Below are 19,891 nucleotides of genomic sequence, written 5' to 3' on the forward strand. Positions count from 1 at the left end.
TGTTACACTTCGCCGGTTATTTTTCGCGCTTGATATTTTCCCTTCAACGGTGAATTCCCCCCATGGCAAAGCAACAGGAAGCCACGGACCTGCAGCGGGCGCTGAAAGCCTGCAAGGGTTCGTTTATTTCGGTGGGTTTTTTCAGCATGTTTGTCAACCTGCTGATGCTCGTCCCGCCGATGTACATGCTCCAGGTCTACGACCGCGTTCTCTCCACCCAGAGCGAAGACACGCTGTTGATGCTCACGCTGCTGGTGATTTTTTTGTTTGCCATCATGGGCGGGCTGGAGCTGGTGCGCTCGCGCATACTGGTGCGGGTGGGCAACCGGCTGGATACGATGGTCAACGAGCGCCTTTACAGTGCCATGTTTCGCAGAAGCCTGCTCTCCCCGGGCGGACAAAGCGCACAGCCGCTCAACGATTTGACCTCGCTGCGCCAGTTTCTTACCGGCAACAGCCTGTTTGCCTTTTTTGACGCCCCCTGGGTGCCGATCTATATCGGCGTGATGTTTCTTTTCCACCCCTGGCTTGGCATCTTTGCCATCGGGGCGGGTATTATTCTGGTCGCGCTTGCCATCGCCAACGAAAAGTCCACTCAGACGCTTTTATCCGAGGCCAACAGCGAGCATATTCAGGCGCAGAATCTGGCCAACTCCAACCTGCGCAATGCCGAGGTGCTCCACGCCATGGGCATGCTGCCCGGCATTATGGGGCGCTGGTCCAAGCGCCATCACGAGTTTCTGGCCAAGCAGTCCCGGGCCAGCGACCGCGCCGGCGCGCTGACCAATACCTCCAAGGTCATCCGCATGATGGCCCAGTCGCTGATTCTTGGTCTGGCTGCGCTGCTGGTACTCAAAGGCGAGCTCACCGGCGGCATGGTGATCGCCGGCTCCATCCTCATGGGCCGGGCGCTGGCGCCCATTGATCAGATGATCGGCGGCTGGAAGGGTTTTGTCAGCGCCCGCGGGGCCTATAAGCGCCTCAACGAGCTGTTAACCCAGATTCCCGATGAGCAGCGGCGCATGTCGCTGCCGCGCCCGGAAGGCTATCTCAGCGTGGAAAACGTCGCCGCCGCCCCGCCGGGATCGCGCATGGCGACCCTTCGCGGCATCAACTTTGCCGTGGATAAAGGCGAGCACGTGGGCATTATCGGCCCCAGTGCGGCCGGCAAGTCGACGCTTGCACGGGTGCTGCTGGGCATCTGGCCAAGCCAGGTGGGCGATGTGCGCCTGGACGGTGGCGATATTACCCAGTACAACCGCGACGAGCTGGGCCCGCACATTGGCTATCTGCCCCAGGATATCGAGCTGTTTGACGGCACCGTCAGCGAAAACATCGCCCGCTTTGGCAGCGTGGATCCGGAAAAAGTGGTGGCCGCTGCCAAAAAGGCCGGCGTCCACGAGATGATTTTGGCGCTGCCCAACGGCTACGACACTGTGATATCCGCCGGCAGCGGCGCGCTTTCCGGCGGCCAGCGCCAGCGCGTGGGCCTGGCCCGGGCGCTTTACGGTGACCCGGTGCTGATGGTGCTGGACGAGCCCAACGCCAACCTTGACGACGCCGGCGAGCGCGCGCTTGCCCAGGCCATTGCCCAGCTAAAACAAGACGGCACCACGCTGTTTGTCATCAGCCACCGCCAGAGCGTGCTCAAGCACATGGATAAGCTGCTGGTGATGAAAGACGGCCAGCTCAGCATGTTTGGCCCGCGCGACCAGGTGCTGGCCCAGTTCGCCAAAAAGCCGCGGGGCAAGGTGGGCCAGCAAAGCGCCGGCCGGCTGTCCGCGGTCAACGGCGGCCGCAGCGGCGAGGAGTCCTGAAATGAGCGAATCTGACATGAGCGAAAGCCACAGCAAGCGCAACATGCCGGCGCGCCAGGAAATTGACGTAACGCCCAGAGAGCCTGCCACCATTGAAGGCGAAACCCGCGCCCACCTGCCGGTAAGCGACAAGGGCTACCGGGGGTTGGGCTTTGCCGTTTTGCTGGTGGCGCTGGGCGGCTTTGTGCTCTGGGCCACAACCGCCACCCTTGCCGTTGCCGTGGTGGCCCCCGGGGACGTCTCGGTGAGCTCGTTTAAGCGTACGATCAAACACCTGGAAGGCGGCATCGTCGAAAAGCTGCCGGTGGCCGACGGCGACCACGTCGAAGCCGGCGACCCGCTGCTGATCCTCAGCGACACCCAGGTGCGCTCCCAGCGAGATATCGCCCGCTCCAAATACCTGATCAACCGTGCCATGGAAGTGCGCCTTTTGGCCGAGCAGCAGGGCGCTGAGAATCTCAAGATCCCCGACGAGCTGAAAAACGCCGACAGCCCCCGCATCCAGCAGATTCTAGCGGTGCAGCAGGGCCTGTTCCACGCCCGGCGGCAGTCCTATCTGAACACTCTGGCCTCGCTTGACGAACAGAACAAGCAGATGAAAGAGCAGATCGAAGGGCTCAAGCAGCGCATTAGCGTCAACAACCGCCGGATTACCTCGCTGCGCGGCGAGGCCGAAGATTTTCGCTCGCTGTACCGCGAAGGCCTGGGAGACAACCAGCGCCTGCGCGAGCTGGAGCGCCAGATACTGCAGTACGAGGGCAACAACGCCGAGTTTACCTCCAAGATTGCCCAGCTGCGCTCCCAGATCAGCGAAAACCGCGCCGAGCGCGAGATTCGCAAGCAGGAGTTCCAAAAGGAAGTGGGCGAGAAGCTGCGCGAAGCCCAGGCCCAGATTGCCCAGGCCGAAGAGCAGATCACCTCGCTTTCCGATCGGGTGGCGCGCACCGTCATCCGCTCACCGGTTTCCGGCACCGTGGTGGGTCGCAAGGTGCACTCTGAAGGAGCCGTGGTTCGCGCCGGCGAGCCGATCATGGAAGTCGTCCCCTCAAGCGACGGCTTTGTGGTGGAGGCCCGCGTACCCACCCGGGATATCGACAAAATCTATCCCGGCCAGTACGCCGAGATTCGCTTTTCGGCGTTCAACCAGAAAACCACCACGACCATCGCCGGCGAGGTGATCCACGTCAGCGCCGACAGCTTCAAAGACGAAGCCACCGGCCAGCGCTACTACAAAGCCCGGGTCGAGGTCAGTGAGAAGGGCAAAAAAGAGATGACCGACAAGATGCACCTGCTTTCGGGCATGCCGGCCGAGGTGATGATTCGCACCGGCGAGCGCACCTTTGCCAGCTATATCGCCAAGCCGATCAGCGATATGCTCTCGCGCGCCATGCAGGAGGACTGATGAAACCGCCGAGCCATCGCCTGACGTGCAACGCTGGAAAAACGCCGCGGATACTTGCCGCGGCGCTTGCCAGCGCCATCATAAGCGTGCCGCTCTACGCCCAGGGCACCGGCCTGCAAACGGGCGCGGATAGCGCATCCACAGGAAATCGCGCATCGGAGGAAAATCGCGTAGCGCCAAGCGGGCAGGCCGTAGCGGAGTTTACTGCCCTTGAGCAGGCCGCCGGCCAGGCGCCGGGCAAGCCCATACTGCCCTCGCTGCCGGGGCTTTTTGCCAAGGCCCTGAAGCACGACGCCAAGCTGGCCGAGCAGCGCTACAGCCTTGAGGCCACCCGGGAAGAAAAACCCATTGCCCGCTCGCAGCTGCTGCCCCAGCTCAGCGCCAGCGGCGGGTATCTATGGCAGGACACCACCAACGTGCAAACCGAGCGCGACGACGACCCGCGCACCACGTCTCGGCCCGGCGAGTACACCGAAGACTACTGGCGCGTGCAGCTGTCCCAGCCATTGTTCAGCCTGGAGCGCTGGCGCAAGCTGGACGTGGCCGACGCGCAGATCGACGCCGCCGAGCTTAAGCTGGCCGCCGCTGAGCGCGATTTGGCCCTGAGCGTCAGCGAAGCCTACGTGCAGGCGTATTTGGCCTCTCAGCGGCTGGGGCTTTTGGACTCTCAGCAGGAATCGCTCAAGCTGCAGCAGCGCCAGGCCAGCCGCGCCTACGAGCTGGGCGTGGGCAACCGAGTCGATTTGCTTGAGTCCCGCTCCCGGCTGGATCAGGCCATTGCCGATACCGTCGAGGCGCAAAACGAGCTGGACAACGCCTTGAGCGAGCTGGAGCGTTTGACCGGTGTGCGCCCGCAGATGCGCCGGCTGGCCCTGGGCGCGCTTGACGAGGTGGTGCTCAAGCGCCAGTGGGGCAAGCCCGGCGATTGGCTGAGCCGCACGGCCAATAACCTGGACGTGGTGCGTGCCCAGAAAGAGCAGCAGGTCACCGAGGCCGACACCACCACACGCCGCGCCGGCTATTACCCGGAGATGAACCTCAACCTGAGCTACAGCGACCGCGACAGCGAAGACGAGCTGCGCACCAGCGAAGACTACACCGCCCAGGTGGAAGTCAGCGTGCCGCTCTATCAGGGCGGGCGCACCAACGCCCGCGTGCGCCAGGGGGAAAAGCGCATTCGCGCCGGCCAGGCCGCCGTGGACAACCAGCGCAACCTGGCCGCCCAGCAGGTGCGCAAAAGCCTGCGCTCGCTCAACGGCGGCATTCGCCGGCTGGATGCCCTGCAGAAAGCCATCAACTCCAGCCAGCTGTTCCTAGACGCCGCCCAGCGCGGCGAGCAGCTCGGCCTGCGCGACCTGGTGGACGTGCTTGACGCCCGCGCCAGCCTCTACGACCAGCGCATCAAGTATGTCAACACCCTGGGCGACTACGTGCTGCAGCGGCTCAAGCTGCAGTCGGCCGTGGGGGATCTGTCGAGTGAAGACATGACCGATGTGATGGCGCTGCTTTTCTCCATGACTCGAACGGCGGATGCGCCGGAAAACACCGCGCAGCCCCGGCCGGCCAGCGCGGGCTAGCCCATGAGTGCCGCCCGAGCCGTACAAGGAAGCGACTGGCTGCGCCGCGCCATGCGCTGCTTTGACGCCGGCATTGCCCTGCTGGTGGCCATGGCAGCGCTGTGGCTGTTGCCCAGGCCGGGCATGGACGGGCACGACTATCTGTTTCTCAGCCTGATCGGCAGTCTGGTACTGCCCGCCGTGGGCGAGCTGCTGGGGCTTTATCAGCCCTGGCGCGGGCGCAGCCTGTACACCATGCTCGGCGTCTACATTGCCAGCTGGCTTGCGACCGTTACGCTGCTTAGCCTGCTTTTGGTCATGACCCACAGCACCCAGGATTTCTCTCGGCTGTGGATGGGCGTGACGGCGTGCGGCGTGCTGATAACCGGGATAGCCATGCGCGCCTGTTTATACAGCTACCTGCGCCGCCTTCGTGCCCGGGGCGGCAACGTCAAGCGTGTACTGCTGATTGGCCGCGAGCAAAACGTCGCCCGGCTGGAAAAACGCCTGGCCCATGTGGCCCATGCCGGCTATACGGTTCACGATGGCCTGGTAGACGACGGCAGCGACGCCTTTATTCAGCGCGTCCGGGCGCTGGCAGGGCAAAGCGCTTTCCACCGCGGGTTCGACGAAGTCTGGCTGGGCTATTCGCTCAGCGAAGGCGAAAAGATTCGCGTGATTGCCACCGCACTGATTGGTGTACCGGTCAGCGTGCGCTACTTCCCCGATCTAACCGATATTCGCCTGCTCAATCATCGTATGGCCCAAATTGTCGGGCTTTACTCGCTGGAGCTGAACTACAGCCCGCTGGACAGCACACCGCTCAGGCTGATTAAAAATCTGGAAGATCGGCTGCTGGGCGCGCTGCTGTTTATCGGCTTTTTGCCCGTTATGCTGCTGATCGCGACCGCGGTGCGCGTGCGGATGGGCGGGCCGGTGCTGTTCAAGCAGTATCGCCACGGCGTCGACGGCAAGCGATTCAAGATCTACAAGTTTCGTACCATGTCGTCGCACAGCGCGACGCATACCGCACAGGCCTGCCACGGCGATGCGCGCATTACCCCGCTTGGGCACTTTTTGCGCCGTACAAGCCTGGACGAACTGCCCCAGCTTTATAACGTGCTGCAGGGGCGCATGTCGCTTGTCGGCCCGCGCCCCCATGCCATGGATCACAACGAATACTACAAAGACGCAATCGAAGACTACATGCAGCGCCACCGGGTTAAGCCCGGCATGACCGGCTGGGCCCAGGTACACGGCTGGCGCGGCAGCACCCAGGCGCTTGGCGATATGAAAAAACGCGTGGAGTACGACCTGTACTACATCGACAACTGGTCGCTGGGGCTGGACATCAAGATACTGATGATGACCTTGGTCAAGGGGTTTGTGAATGGTCAGCCGTGAGCATGGCGGGATGTTAAAGCCTAGTGCCAATAGCCCCGATGCATGGAAAGCTGACGCTTGAGCCAGACTGGCAGTCGGCGCTCAGCGCGGCCCAGCCGATAGCCTGTGTATTTCAACAGCGTACGCAGCCATGCTTCAGGCAGCCGCCAGGGCGCGTAGCGCCAAAGGTAACGTATCTCACTGCGCACAAAGCGCGCGCCTTCGCCTTCCGGCTTGCCCAGCCTCTCCAGCAGCCAAGCCTCTCGGGCGTGCAGCACGCCGATGTCAAAATAGCGTTTGGCTTCCTGCGCCAGTGAATAGTTATGCGAATGATACACGCAGGCCTCGGCGCAGTAGGCCAGGTGCCAGCCGTGCTGTAAAAGCCGCGCGCCGGCAATCATGTCCTCACTTAAAATCGTTCCGTGAGGAAAGCCCCCCGCTTCAATCAGTGCTTGGCGGCGATAAGCGGCAAAGGAGTTGGATAAAAACGCCGTCTTGATCCCCAGCCGGGGAATATCGGTCGTGCTGACGCTGTACGAGTGGGCGGGGTAGTTGAATCCCCGCGCATGGGCAGCGATGGGGCTGGCGCCCTTATGGGGCAGCTGGCGGCCAAAGGCTGCGCCTACGGCGGAATCGCTAAAGGCGGCTACGAGCCGTTCAATCGCGTCGGTCTCGGCAAGCAGTGCATCCTGGGTGAGAAAGACGACGATATCTTCTTTCATCAGGTGCAGCATCTCATCACGGGTTTTGCCGTGGCTAAAATCGATCCGGTCAATCACTCGCACCCGTGCGCCGGCCCGGCGAGCGAGAGTAGCCGTAGCGTCGGTGGAAGACGAGTCCACCACGTATAGCGTCACATCACTTAGCAGTGGGGCTATACGCTCCAGCCACTCCGTCCAGCCGCTACCGGCGTTAAGCGTCGGTACGCACATCGCAGCCGAGAGGGAAGTAGGTTGCGAGGGTGATGAAGCCGTGATGGGTGAAGATCCAGTACAAAAATAGGCCAAGGCGCTCTCCAGAGGCCGATATGTGGGGATAGCCAGCATATTTTAAGCTGTAATGCAGCCTGAGTGTTGGGAGGAGTGCACGTATTATGGCATGATACGATGTTGATCTGAGAGGTCTGCCCGTTTCTGTACTTACGCATGATGACGATCAACGGAGCAAACCAAAGCGCCTCGTATACAATGTTATTACCTGACAACGCCTCCGGCTTTGGAGTAAAAGGATGCAATACAGCGCATGAACATCATCCGGAGAAAGGTGCGCACTTTTCTGCTGTTGCTGAAAGAGGGAGACTGGCAGGGCATTGCAGAGCGTTTGGTGCGCCGCCTGGGGCCTTTGATACCCGGAAAAGCTCTTGACCATCACCCTGTTATTGATGTTTCGCTCCCCGGAGTTGACATCATCTGTACACCGCACACGCGCTTTGTTGCTCAACGTGTTAGCGTATCATTGGTGGCTCTGGGTATCACACCGGTGCGTATTCTGGACACCCCACCGGCACGCTATGCTCGGCGGCTGCATATCGTCATATGCCCGCAAATGCCGATGAAGCTGCCGCACTGCTATATTGCTTTCCAGATGGAGCAGTCAGTCAGTTCTCGCTGGTTTAACGAAAGCTACCGCAAACGGCTGGAAGGCGCCGTCGCCATTATGGAATATTCGCTTTATAACGTTGCTTACCTTCAGGAGACGTTTAAGCTTTCACATCAGCAGATATTTTATACGCCCATCTCTAATCTGCCGGCAGGCTGCCTGGACAAAGGTCACCAGGGCGACGTCTCGTCGCTGGCTGATAATAACACTGCCAAGATGTACGATGTGGCCTTCTATGGCGATGCTAATACGCCAAGGCGTCAGGCTTTTCTCAATGCCTTGGAGAAACATTATTGTGTTTTGCGGATCAGTGAAATCTTCGGAGATGAGCTTTATATTCAGCTAGCCAAAGCCCGGCTCATCGTTAATGTTCATTACTACGAAGACGCGCTGCTGGAAACTACCCGGCTATACGAGTGCTTGTCGCTAGGGCATGCAGTAGTGTCGGAAAAGAGCGTTGATATGGAAGAGCATGCGACGCTGCTACCTTATGTCACGTTTACGCCCATTGGCGATATAGAAGCCATGGTGGCTGCGATAGGCAAGCGCCTGGAGACGCTGTCACCGAATTCCTTCCCGACGTTACCGAACGATATTGCCCATTTCCACTTTTATTTCACCCGGCTGATGGTGGCGCTGGATCAGGCGGATGCTTGTCAGCTGGATAATATCGCACCGCCGATTGACCCTGAAGCGCTGTCTCGGGGGGTTGGGCTCTCCTTGCCGGAAACTTATCAACGTCGCGCTGTTTTCCAGGCTGAATTTCCCGATTATCCGATATTCCCCGGCTTGCGACATGCTCAGGGTTGGCGTGGTTGTGCGCTAAGCTACCGCTATATGGCCCGGCAGGCACGTGCCTGCGGGCTTAATGCCATGGAAGTGCGCGAAGATGATGTCTGTATGGATGCTGCTGCCCGGCAGCGCTGGGCGAGGGCCTGCCGGCTATTTGATGAACGGCCCGAGCTGGACGTGCTGTCCGGTCTTATGGCTGATATTGCTGACGATGTTGCGATACTGGAAAACTTCGAATACGAGGGCGAGCACTATATTGTCATCAATCGCATGACAAGTACGGTATGCAATCGTTACGGCACCCGGGCTATGGGCGCGCTGGCGGATTGGCCTTTCGAGGACAACAACGCAGAACGCAACACCATTGATCGTTATCTGGAAAGGCTGGGGCTTTCAGTGCTGGTTCCTCTGCCATTTATTGTTCAGCATCGGGCCGATAGCCACTCCACCCTGTGGCATTTTCAGAATACAACCTATGACGCGCTGATTGAGGCCAGCGAAAAGCGCCTGATGAACTTGGCCCGCCAGTCGTCAATCAACCATAAGGGCGTTTGATGTCAGCTAATTTGCCCAGTACCACGCCGTTATTTATTGTTCGTGATGTATACCGGCATCGCTACCTGCTTAAAACGATGCTTTGGCGCGAGATACACGGTCGCTACAGAAGCTCATTACTGGGCGTATTATGGTCCTTTATTACTCCGTTATTAATGCTGACGGTATATACGTTTGTTTTTACAGTAGTATTTCAGGCACGCTGGAATATTGAAGCCGAGCACGGCAGAGCGACTTTTGCCCTGGTGCTGTTTGCCGGGCTCACTATTCACAGCCTGATGGCAGAAGTGCTTGGGCGTAGCCCGGGGCTTATGTACGAGCACGGTAACTACGTCAAACGGGTCGTATTTCCCTTGCAGGTATTGCCGCTGGTTCCGTGTCTGTCGGCGCTGTTTCATTTCTTTATCAGTGTGATTGTGCTGCTGATGGTTATGCTGCTGCTGGGCCATCCGCTGCACTTGACCATCCTATGGCTGCCGGTAGTGGTAGCGCCGCTGTTACCCCTGCTGGCAGGCATTGGCTGGCTGCTTTCGGCGCTGGGCGTCTATGTTCGTGATATCAGTCATGTGTCGGGCCTGTTGATCACGGTGCTGCTGTTTGTCTCCCCGGTGTTTTTCCCAGCTGACGCGCTAGGCGACACATTTCGCCAGCTGATGCTGGCAAATCCGCTGACTATCATCATTGAGCAGACACGTGCCGTGTTGCTTTGGGGGGAGCCCCCCAGCGTCTTGATGCTGGCAGGCTACAGCGTGGTTTCCTGCGCTGTCGCCTGGATTGGGTATGCCGTGTTCCAGAGAGCCAGAGGGGGGTTTGCCGATGTGCTCTGACGCGAGTGGAGTGCCGGAGAAGCGGGAAGATATTGCTATCCGCCTAGTTGGGGTCTCCAAGCATTACCGGCTTTACCCGTCAACGCAGGCCAGGCTGAAAGAGTGGGTCTGGCGTCCGCTCAAGCGCAGGCTGGGACGCGAAGCCTCGCCGTACTATCGTAATTTCACTGCGTTGGACAGCATTAGCGTTGAGCTGCCTAAAGGTCACACGACAGGGATTATCGGACGCAATGGTTCTGGCAAATCGACTTTGTTGCAGCTGATTTGTGGGACGCTGCAGCCAAGTGAAGGCAGGGTGGAAGTCAACGGTCGCATCGCTGCGCTGCTGGAGCTGGGTGCCGGATTCAACCCTGAGTTCACCGGGCGTGAGAATATCTTTATATATGCCGCCATTATGGGGTTATCACGCGCCCAGGCGGAAAAACGCTTTACCGATATTGTGGCCTTTGCCGATATTGGTGCCTTTATTGAACAGCCGGTCAAGGCCTACTCCAGCGGCATGCTGGTGCGCCTTGCCTTTGCCGTCATTGCCCATGTAGATGCTGATATTCTCATTATTGATGAAGCCCTGGCCGTTGGCGATGCTTTTTTTGTACAAAAATGCATGCGTTTTCTGCGGCGCTTTATGGAGCAGGGGACCGTGCTGTTTGTTAGCCACGATAGCGCCGCTGTTACCAGCCTGTGTGACCACGCCATTTGGCTGGATCAGGGAAGTCTGCGTATGCAAGGCAGTGCCAAGGCTTTGACGGAGCACTATCTGGCAGCTCGCTATGCCGAAGAAAATGCGTCAAAGGCTGCGCCTGTGCCGGCCGTCACTGCAGCGGCCGAAACTAATATACCGTCTCCTATGCCGGCACCGCTGGATTACCATGATGCGCGCAAGTCGTTGATCAATGCCAGCCCATGGCGTAACGATCTGGAAGTTTTTGCGTTCAAGGAATCTCAAAATAGCTTCGGGCAAGGCGGCGGAAGTATCAGCCATGTGGCACTGCGAGATGCGCAGGGCCAGCCGTTGCGTTGGGTTGTTGGCGGCGAGCCGGTATCGCTGCACGTTGTCTGTACCGCCCATCTCTCCATGGACGGCCCTATCGTTGGTTTTTTATTCAAGGATAGGCTGGGTCAGACGCTGTTTGGCGATAATACCTTTCTGACACACAGCGAGCTGAGTGTTGAAGCAGGCCAGAATTTTGAGGCCGAATTTACCTTCGTCATGCCCACTTTACCCCAGGGGCAATACAGCATTGCTCTGGCGCTGGCCGAAGGCTCACAGCAAGATCACGTCCAGCATCAATGGATACACGATGCTTTGTTGGTGGAGTCGCACTCCAGCTCCGAATCGACAGGGCTGGTCGGTATCCCTATGCATCATATTTCTCTACAAGCCTCCCATGCGCAGCCTGCGCCCCGGGCTACCGCCACGAGGAGTTCATCATGATAGCCCCACCTGTTGCTCTTGATTCTGCGCTGCTGTTTGCCCCGGAACGTATCGTCTGGCCGGCTAACTGGGCTGGTCATATACCTTTTGCTGCCTTGCTGATTGCCCGTCATAAGCCGCGTGTGCTGGTAGAGTTGGGAACGCATAACGGTTTTTCTTACAGCGCCTTTTGTCAGGCTGTTCAGGAAAACAGCCTGAATACTTACTGTCACGCCGTGGATACCTGGGAAGGAGATGAACACTCCGGTTATTATGGCGAGCACATCTATCAGGATATCAAACGCTGGCATGACGCTCGTTTTGCCGCTTTCTCCACGCTGCACCGCACCACTTTCGACGAGGCAGCGACGGCGTTTGCTCCTGCCAGCATAGATCTTTTGCACATTGACGGACTGCATACCTACGAGGCCGTACGACACGATTTTTATACGTGGCTTCCCAAGCTGTCTTCACGCGCGGTGGTTTTGTTTCATGATACTGAGATAAGACAAGCAGATTTCGGGGTCTGGCAGTTCTGGAAAGAGATATCAGTCGACTACCCCCACTTTTCTTTTACTCACTGCAACGGTCTGGGCGTACTGCTGGTTGGAGACCATCCGCCTGCTGAGGTAAAAGCCCTGTGCAAGGCATTTTCGCTGCATGGCCAGCACCTGCAGCAGCTATTTGCCCGCTTGGGCGGTAACGTTGAATGGCAAGCTCGTAGCCGCGAGCTTAAGCGTCAATTAGACCAGCAGCGCGAACACGATGAACGTGAGAAGAAAGTACTGCGCCAACAGCTGGATCATGCGTGTATGAATATACAAAAATTGCTGAACTCTAGAAGCTGGCGCATAACGCGTCCACTTCGCGCGCTCGGCCGCTGGGTTCCCTGAATGCCTCAACGGCAGCGTCTTCCCGGGTTGGATGCGGTCAGAGCCATTGCCATCATGCTTGTGGTCTTTGCCCACGGCGTATTGCTCGCAGCGCCGGCCATTTCCTTTCAGCTGCGCTCGCAGCTTTTGTATCTGGGGGGCTACTTCGGCGTCGAGCTTTTTTTTGCCCTGAGTGGCCTGCTGATTGTAGGCGGTCTTTTACGCCGGCTGGACAAACGGCCAACGCTCACCCGCGGTGATATGCTGGCCTTTTGGCAGCGTCGCTGGTGGCGCACGCTGCCCAACTATTTTGTCTTTTTATTACTTAATGCCACTTTGTTTGCTGCTTGGTTTAACGCCCCAGCGCCTGATGCAAGCTATGCTGTGTTTGCGCAAAATTTCGCTTGGCCGCACCCGCGCGCTATGCCCGAGGCCTGGAGTTTGGCGGTAGAAGAGTGGTTTTATTTGCTGCTGCCCTTGTTGTTGGCGGCAAGCCTGCTGATACGACCCGTTCCATGCCGGGCCGTACCGCTGCTGCTGGCGTGCTGGATAGTGGCCGCTACTGTGGCCCGCTTTACCGTTGCAGGCTGGGCTGAGCCCAGCTGGGACAGCGGGCTGAGAAAAATCGTGCTGCTGCGCCTTGATGCCATTGCCTGGGGTGGGCTGGTGGCGTGCTGGCTACACTACTGCCGGGCTCGCGCTCGGCGCACCGCCGCCCGGGCGCTGGATTTCGGGCTTTGTGTACTGGCCGGCTGCGCGCTGTGGCTAAGCGTTGGCGTAAGCCAAGGCTTTCAGCCCGTGCTGGCCTGGGCAGGTCTGTTTACGGCTACCGGCGCCGGCATTGCTCTTTGCCTGCCCGCCGCGGCTCTGTGGCAGCCGGGCCGCCTTGGCGCCTGGATTATCCGCCCCGTTACTTGGCTTAGCCGCATATCCTATTCGCTTTATCTAGTGCATTTTTCGTTTGCGCTACCGCTGATGCAGCGGGAGTCCCTTGCCGCTGCCATGCCCCTTGTATGGCGGCTGGCAGGCTACGCAGCGGTTAGCCTGCTGGGCGCCTGGGCGGCCTATCGGCTGGTGGAGCGGCCCACGCTTGCGCTGCGTGATCGTATACTCACCTCCCCAAGGCGAACCGCTGGCGGCGCTTGATTTTCTATGAGTATTGATGCACCTTTGCGCAGTGGAGCACGCCACGTGTTTCATTCCGGTTATGCAGCCTCGGCAAGGGCCTACCGAAAACAGGGGCTTAAACCGGAAATTTTAGACGCGTAAGCGTCAGCATATGCATATGTTGTGCAAAAGGAGAAGCCAGAATGGCAATTGAGTTTAACGCAGACTTTTACCTGCAGAGCAAATTCGACCAGCTGCAAAAAGCCGGCCAGCTGGAAGAGTTTGGCCTGACCGACGTTGCAAGCCTCAAAACCTTTTTTGAAGACAACGGCGTAGACGCCGAGCAGCACTACCTCGACTACGGCATGGCAGAAGGCCTGAACCCCAGCGCCGAATTTGACACCGGCGCCTACCTCACTGCCAAGCTGGCCGAGCTGCAAAACACTGAAAAGTACGGCGATACCTATGCCGACTTCACCGTGCAAGACGTTGTTGACGTTTTCCAAGCGTCTGACCTTACTGCGCTTGAGCACTTCAACACCTACGGTAAAGACGAAGGGCTCGAAGCAACACCGGTTGGCAGCACTGGCACACCTTCAGACCTCACTGAAGCTCTGGAGCAGTACGAAACTGCCATCGACGCACGCGACACAGCGTTCGACGAGTTCGTCGAAGCGGCTGAAGGCGCAAACCTGCCCAAGTACGCCGATGACGTGAAGGCAGACGACTACATCGCCGACTCCATCGAGGGTGCGGAAGATGCTCTGGCGGGTGCTAAAGCTGACCTGTCCGGTGATCGTGATGAGAATGTTGCCACGGCTGCTTCTTCTGCACTCACTCCTACATCTGGTAGTGCTGATACCGGGTTTGACGGCACTCAATTCAGTGCAGCGAATCAGCGTGACGCTGCTGATGGTTCCAACTTCGCCAAATTCTACAACGAAGACCTGATCGAAGACGGCCAGCGCCTGTCCGACGCACGTCTGGAAGACGTTGTTAATGAAGCGCAGACCGCTCTGAACAAGGATGGTGTGCGTTACAATGAAGACGGTGAGGTGCTTTTCGAGGCGACGTCTACAGAATCCTCTACTACGGGTATCGAGGTAGGCGACTTTGTCACCGGTAAATACGACAGCAACGGTGATGTTGTAGCTGGTTCTACCTTGTCATCTACCGATGTAGTAGCCGACAAAGACGTATACACCGCTCGTCAGCTGCAGTCCAAGATGAACGCAGCACAAAGCGATCTGGACGGCGACATCAACCGCAAGGGCAGCAACCTTGACCTGGGCGGCGAGCTCAACGCGGCGATTGCTTCGTTCCTGGAAGACAACAACGACGTTGCCGGCCTGGATACTGTTCGTAGCGACTACAACGATTGGGTTGAAGCGATCGAAAACGATGAGAGCGCTGCTACCATCGATGGCCTTGCCAGCACTTGGGCAGGCAACGTTGACTCTGCCATCGAGGGTGTATTCGAAGACGTCGATTCAGCAGGCACTGATCGTGGCGACGCGGACACGGACAACGTTATTGAAGGCGTATCAGACAGCATCGTGACGCTGCTGGATACCCTGGACGACCGCTTCGAGAAGCAGGAAACAGTAGCGAACGCAACAGACAACCTGGGTAACACGCCGACCGGTTTCGACTTCCTGCTGGCGACCGCCATGCAGGACGATCGTGACGGCCTGATTGCCAAGGAAGAAGCCGCTTCCGAGCTGGTTGACACCCTGGAAGGCCTGAAGGGCGATCACGAAGCCGCTGTCTCCGACGTCTCCGACGCCGCTGACGAGCTGGGCTACGAGGTGAAAGAAGCCGACGACGGCATCCTCTTCGGCGAGGCCGACACCGACGACCTGTTCACCTTCGATACCGAAGCGCTCGAAGACCTCGGCTTTGTCAGTGTGACGCTGAACGAGCTGGAAGCAGGCGACGCCCTCTTCTTCGGCACCGAGGTTGAGCAGGGCAACGACATCGAAGCCGGCGACAACAACGCGCTGGAGCTCTTCGTGACCACCAACAACGCCGACGACACGGTCCTGGAAGTGGAAAACTCCGCTTACGGCAGCGAAGAAAACGACACGCTCGCCGTGACCCTGACCGGTATCAGCGAAGACCAGGTCAGCTTCGACGACGGCGTTCTCGCCATTGCCTAAGACCCCGTGTCTTCTGCATGACTGAGGTCGCTCAGTAACGCCAGGCCCGCCTCTCTTGAGGCGGGCTTTTTTCTTGTTATCCCGTCACCTCTACCGGTTTTTTATGGCGACTTCCCGTTCCCTGCGCTCGCTGAGCGAGCGTCGTACCCGGCGCCTGATGCGCGTGCGTACCGACCTGCCCGGCGAGACCCGCGCCGATACGCTGTATTTCCAGGCTCTCACCGCCCTCAAGGCCGATGATCACGGCACGGCCGTACAACACCTGACCCGGGCCCTGCGTCACGATCCCCTCCACTCCGATGCGATGGAGGTCCAGGCCTACCTGCTGGGCATGCACGGCAAACGCCAAACGGCCATTCGCCTGCTGCAGAACGTCATCTTCCAGCGCCCCGACGAGTCGGGCATGTACCAGCAGCTCGCCGAGTGGCTGGCCGAGGAGGGCGATACCCGCGCGGCCGCCGCCGCCATGCAGCGCTGTGTGCAACTCTCGCCCAACGCCGAAGCCCCGCGCCGGTTTCTGGCGGGGCTGTTCGGCAAGCTGGGCCACGAGGACCATGCGGCCCACTGGGCGCAAAAGGCCGTCAGTGCCCAGGCCTTTACCGTCAGCGAGCCCACCGACGAGCCCCGCCTGACGATGATCCTCCTGCAGACCGCGGTGGCCGGCAACATCACCCTCAACGGCGCTCGGACCCTGTACCAGAACGGCCACGTCAACTGGCCCGCCATGCTCGACCGTCGGCACATCCGCGTCATTCGCCTGCAGGTGGACAGCCTCGATCGCCAGCCCGAACTCGTCCGCAAGCTGCCCAAGGCCGATGTGATCGTCAACGGCATGACCATTGCCGAGCGCTGCGAGACCGGCCTCAAACAGGCCGAACGCCTGGGCGAGCGCCTGTCGCTGCCGGTGATCAACCGCCCCGAGGCGGTGCGCGAGACCGACCGTATCAAGGTCCAGGCGCAGTTTGCTCAGCACGACGGCATGCTGGCTCCCCGCATCACCCTGTTCGAGGCACCCGACAGCCACCGCGTCGCGGCCTTTCGGCAGTGCGCCACCGACAACGGCTTTACCCCGCCGATCATCGTGCGCAATCCCGGCGTGGACGGCGCCCAATACACCCGACTGATCCCCTCGCTGGACGACCTCACCGACGACCAGCTGCCCGACGGCGATCTCTACCTGATACAGCACCACGACGTCTGGTTCACCGACGCGCGCATCCCCGACGCCCGGATTTACCCCAAGTTTCGCGTCGTGCTGGTGGGCGAGACCCTTTATCCGGCCCACCTGCGCTTTGCCCTGGACACCTACAACGTCCACAACGCCAACTCCCCCGTGGCCATGCAGGAGCACCCCTGGCTGCAGGATGAGAGCGAACGGTTTTTGGCCGATCCCGAAGGTTACCTCCCCGAGGGGCAGTGGGAGGCCATGCGTCAGGCGCTGCTCGACCAGCATCTCGACTTCACCGGGGCCGACTTTGCCGTCTCCACCGAGCCCGACACGCAAGGGCAGCTGGTGATCTTTGAAGCCAACCCCGGCATGCGCTCCTGGCTCACCGACCTGCCCGAAGACGATTCGGTCCAGCACGCCTGGCAACGGATTCTTACGGCCTTCCATGAACACTGCTGCCGCCGGGCCGACGTCAACGCCTGGGATTTTCAGCTGCCTTCGGGCAAGCCTGCCAGGGCTCCAGCACTGGCCGAGCTGCAGCACGCCCTGGATCGCCACTCGATACACAACGCCGCCGGTCAGGCCGCTCGGCTCGCCCGCGCCTATCCGCGCGATACCGCAATACGCCGCCAACACGGCGAAAGCCTCTCGCTGCTGGGCCAGGACCGACAGGCCCTGGCGATCCTCACCCCGCAGGCCCGCCAGCACCCCGGGTCCATTGACGCCCACACCGCGCTGGTCGACGCCTACCTGCGGGCGGGGCAGTGGCGCGACGCCCATCGCCACCTCAAGACGCTGAATAAATCCCAGCGCCAGAACCGGGCCATCCAGCGCCGGGAAGTGGCGATCATGCTGCAATCCGGCGTCGAACAGCCCGGGATACTCCAGCAGGCCCTGGCCATCACCGACCGGCTTCGCAAGAACAGCGCCCGGGACATCGAACTGCTGCGCTACCGCTCATCGCTGCAGGCCCGACTGGGAGACAGCGACACCGCGCTGGACGGCTTTGCCCGAGCCAGCGTATGGCTCACCGAGGCCCAGGAAAACGCCCCCGACGTCACCCTGGCCCCGACGAAAACGCAGCTGCTGATCGACTGGGCCGACGTTCTCGTGCGCACCAACATCCCCGGCAACCTCAGCCTGGCCTGCCACACCCTCTGGGAAGCCTGCCAGCAGCGCCCGTACTCCCGGCATACCGTCACCGCCTGGGAGCGCTTGAAAACCGTCCTGCCGCAAAGTCCCGACGCCGAGCACCGGAACCTGGTGGCCCTGCACGCCACCATGAACCGCATCTGGGACGGGTACAAAGGCGAAAAGCTCGACGTCAGCTTCGGCGACTTCGGCCTGCCGTATCAGAGTTTTGAGCCGCTGTGGCTGCCCGGCACCCGGCCCGCACACTATCGCCTCGACCGCTACGGCCTCGCCGAGCACCTGCCCGATAACGCACGCGCGCTCGACATCGGCTGCAACCACGGCTACCTGCTCATGGGACTCGCCGATCATCTGGCAGCGGGCGAAGGGTTCGACATCTCACAGGCCTGTGTGGACGTGGGCAACGCCGTGGCACAGCACCTGGGGCACGACCATATCCAGCTGACCCACCAGACATTCGACGACTTCATGGCGCAGTCACATGAAGGCTTTGATCTGGTGATCGCCTGCGCGGTACACCGCTGGATCGGCAAACCGCTCCCCGAGTTCGGCCAGGCGCTGCATGACCTCTGTGCCGACGGCGGCCTGGTCCTGCTGGAAAGCCAGGGCAGTCGTCAGATCGACGCCACCGAAGCAGGCTTCGCGGACAACGCCGAGGCCATCGCCAGCGCCGGGTTCGAGGTCATCAGGACCGGCGGCCTGTGCGACGACGGGGTCAACTACCGGGAATTTCAGGTATTGCGCAAGATCAAGCAGGGCTGACACGCGACTGCCTCAAGGGCCAGGGAAGGCCATTATGCCGCCCGAAAGCCCGCCGTGAAGGTTATCCTGCTCACCGCCGAGATAAACGGCCCAAATGCCCCGAGAAAGGGGCTTTTCCGTGGATATTGCCGTGATGTGATAGACTACCGGTCATTGCACAGGAGCACGCATGGCCACCAACCACCACGATACCGGGTACAAAGAGCTCTTTAGCCACCCTGAATTTGTCGAGCAGCTGATCGACGGCTTTGCGCCGAGCGAGATTGCCGCGCTGATGGATTTCTCTACGCTGGAGCAGCACAACGGTCACTACATTACGCCGCTCTACGAAGAAAAAATCGAGGACGTGGTCTGGTCCGTGAATGCCACGTGGGAGGGCATTACTCAGCGGGTCTACCTGTATATCCTGCTGGAGTTTCAGTCCAAAGTGGATTTACGCATGCCCCTGCGGATGATGCATTACGTCGCCAGCTTCCATGATCACCTGATCAAAAACGGCGTCACCACGGCCAGGAAGGGGTTCCCGCCGGTATTCCCCATCGTGCTCTATAACGGCAACCAACCCTGGACAGCGGCGGAAGATGTCTACGAGATGGTAAGCCCCAAGCCGCCGAGCTTCCTGCGCGCCTTTCAGCCGCATTTGCGCTATTATCTGGTAGAAGAACGTAGCTATAGCGATGAAGAACTGGCCGAACGCAATAGCCCGTTAAGCGGTGTGTTCGGGGTGGAAAACGCCAAGGTAGGCCATGAAGCGCTACAAAAGGCCGTTGATCGGATGCTGGCGAGTATCCGGGCGCACCCGCAAAAGGAACGCATGGACCGGATTATCACCGCGTGGTTCAAGCGCCATTTGAAATGGCTGGGTGCCAGGGTCAATGTGGATGAGCTGAGAAGTTTGATGGAGGATCGAGATATGTTGGCAGACAATCTGGAAAGCTGGGCCAAGCGCGAGCGTCAGGAAGGCGTTAATGAAGGCGTGCAGCAGGGTCGAATTGATACCCTGCGCAAGTTGATCATCTTAAAGTTCAACGAGGTACCGGTCTGGGCCGATCAGCGTTTGGAGCAAGCCAGTCAGGAAGAGCTGGATGCCTGGGTCGAAAATATCCTCAAGGCGGATAGCCTGGAAGCCGTGTTCAACGACTGATTGACCCTCTTTAAGCGATCTATATCGAGCCATGTCCCTTGAGTGGGGCATGGCTTTTTTGTATCCGTAGTGCCGTTTTCTGCGTTCCTGTGTTCCGTTAACTCTTTTGCTTCCAAGTGGTTGACTGTCACGCAAGATATTAGAAAACTTTGGAGTACCGGCGATGGGCCGTGTAGGGTAGG

The 19,891-nt window shown here is 59.7% G+C and carries 13 protein-coding genes; 12 read left to right on the forward strand and 1 reads right to left on the reverse strand.

Going from position 1 to position 19,891, the window contains the following annotated elements:
* The first annotated feature begins 62 nt into the window (after window positions 1-62).
* Genes ACZ415_RS08735 through ACZ415_RS08750 form a run of 4 tightly spaced genes read left to right on the forward strand, consistent with a single transcriptional unit; the run spans window position 63 to window position 6,179 of the window.
* Complete coding sequence (locus ACZ415_RS08735) at window positions 63-1,817, forward strand: type I secretion system permease/ATPase (protein WP_344701925.1); 1,755 nt, start codon at window positions 63-65, stop codon at window positions 1,815-1,817.
* A gap of 1 nt (window position 1,818) precedes the next feature.
* The gene (locus ACZ415_RS08740) at window positions 1,819-3,219 is read left to right on the forward strand and encodes an HlyD family type I secretion periplasmic adaptor subunit (protein WP_344701927.1); all 1,401 of its coding nucleotides are present in this window, start codon (window positions 1,819-1,821) and stop codon (window positions 3,217-3,219) included.
* On the forward strand, window positions 3,219-4,796 hold the full coding sequence (locus tag ACZ415_RS08745) for a TolC family outer membrane protein (RefSeq protein WP_344701929.1): 1,578 nt from the start codon (window positions 3,219-3,221) through the stop codon (window positions 4,794-4,796). Before ACZ415_RS08740 ends, ACZ415_RS08745 begins: the two co-directional genes overlap by 1 nt.
* A 3-nt stretch (window positions 4,797-4,799) precedes the next feature.
* Entirely contained in the window at window positions 4,800-6,179 is a 1,380-nt protein-coding gene (locus ACZ415_RS08750) for an undecaprenyl-phosphate glucose phosphotransferase (RefSeq protein WP_344701931.1), read from the forward strand.
* A gap of 20 nt (window positions 6,180-6,199) precedes the next feature.
* Here the strand turns inward: ACZ415_RS08750 and ACZ415_RS08755 are convergent, their stop codons facing one another.
* Window positions 6,200-7,090: a glycosyltransferase family 2 protein gene (locus ACZ415_RS08755; protein ID WP_344701933.1), complete on the reverse strand. Its 891-nt coding sequence runs from the start codon at window positions 7,088-7,090 to the stop codon at window positions 6,200-6,202.
* Window positions 7,091-7,400: 310 nt separating this feature from the next.
* On the opposite strand from ACZ415_RS08755, the gene ACZ415_RS08760 reads away from it, so the two are divergent.
* From ACZ415_RS08760 to ACZ415_RS08795, 8 genes are all read left to right on the forward strand, one after another.
* Entirely contained in the window at window positions 7,401-9,104 is a 1,704-nt protein-coding gene (locus ACZ415_RS08760) for a hypothetical protein (protein ID WP_344701935.1), read from the forward strand.
* Window positions 9,104-9,931: an ABC transporter permease gene (locus tag ACZ415_RS08765; protein WP_344701937.1), complete on the forward strand. Its 828-nt coding sequence runs from the start codon at window positions 9,104-9,106 to the stop codon at window positions 9,929-9,931. Before ACZ415_RS08760 ends, ACZ415_RS08765 begins: the two co-directional genes overlap by 1 nt.
* A complete protein-coding gene (locus ACZ415_RS08770) occupies window positions 9,921-11,366 on the forward strand; it encodes an ABC transporter ATP-binding protein (RefSeq protein WP_344701953.1) in 1,446 nt (481 codons plus the stop codon). Before ACZ415_RS08765 ends, ACZ415_RS08770 begins: the two co-directional genes overlap by 11 nt.
* A complete protein-coding gene (locus ACZ415_RS08775) occupies window positions 11,363-12,238 on the forward strand; it encodes a class I SAM-dependent methyltransferase (protein WP_344701939.1) in 876 nt (291 codons plus the stop codon). The genes ACZ415_RS08770 and ACZ415_RS08775 overlap by 4 nt, the downstream gene beginning before the upstream one ends.
* The gene (locus tag ACZ415_RS08780) at window positions 12,239-13,363 is read left to right on the forward strand and encodes an acyltransferase family protein (RefSeq protein ID WP_344701941.1); all 1,125 of its coding nucleotides are present in this window, start codon (window positions 12,239-12,241) and stop codon (window positions 13,361-13,363) included.
* 164 nt (window positions 13,364-13,527) lie between these two features.
* Window positions 13,528-15,483, forward strand: a complete 1,956-nt coding sequence (locus ACZ415_RS08785) for a hypothetical protein (RefSeq protein WP_344701943.1) — start codon at window positions 13,528-13,530, stop codon at window positions 15,481-15,483.
* 103 nt (window positions 15,484-15,586) lie between these two features.
* The gene (locus tag ACZ415_RS08790; RefSeq protein ID WP_344701945.1) at window positions 15,587-18,565 is read left to right on the forward strand and encodes a methyltransferase domain-containing protein; all 2,979 of its coding nucleotides are present in this window, start codon (window positions 15,587-15,589) and stop codon (window positions 18,563-18,565) included.
* 169 nt (window positions 18,566-18,734) lie between these two features.
* Window positions 18,735-19,709, forward strand: coding sequence for an Rpn family recombination-promoting nuclease/putative transposase (locus ACZ415_RS08795; RefSeq protein WP_464387718.1), 975 nt, complete (start codon window positions 18,735-18,737; stop codon window positions 19,707-19,709).
* The last annotated feature ends 182 nt before the right edge of the window (window positions 19,710-19,891 follow it).

It is taken from the genome of Halomonas cibimaris (assembly GCF_055379665.1).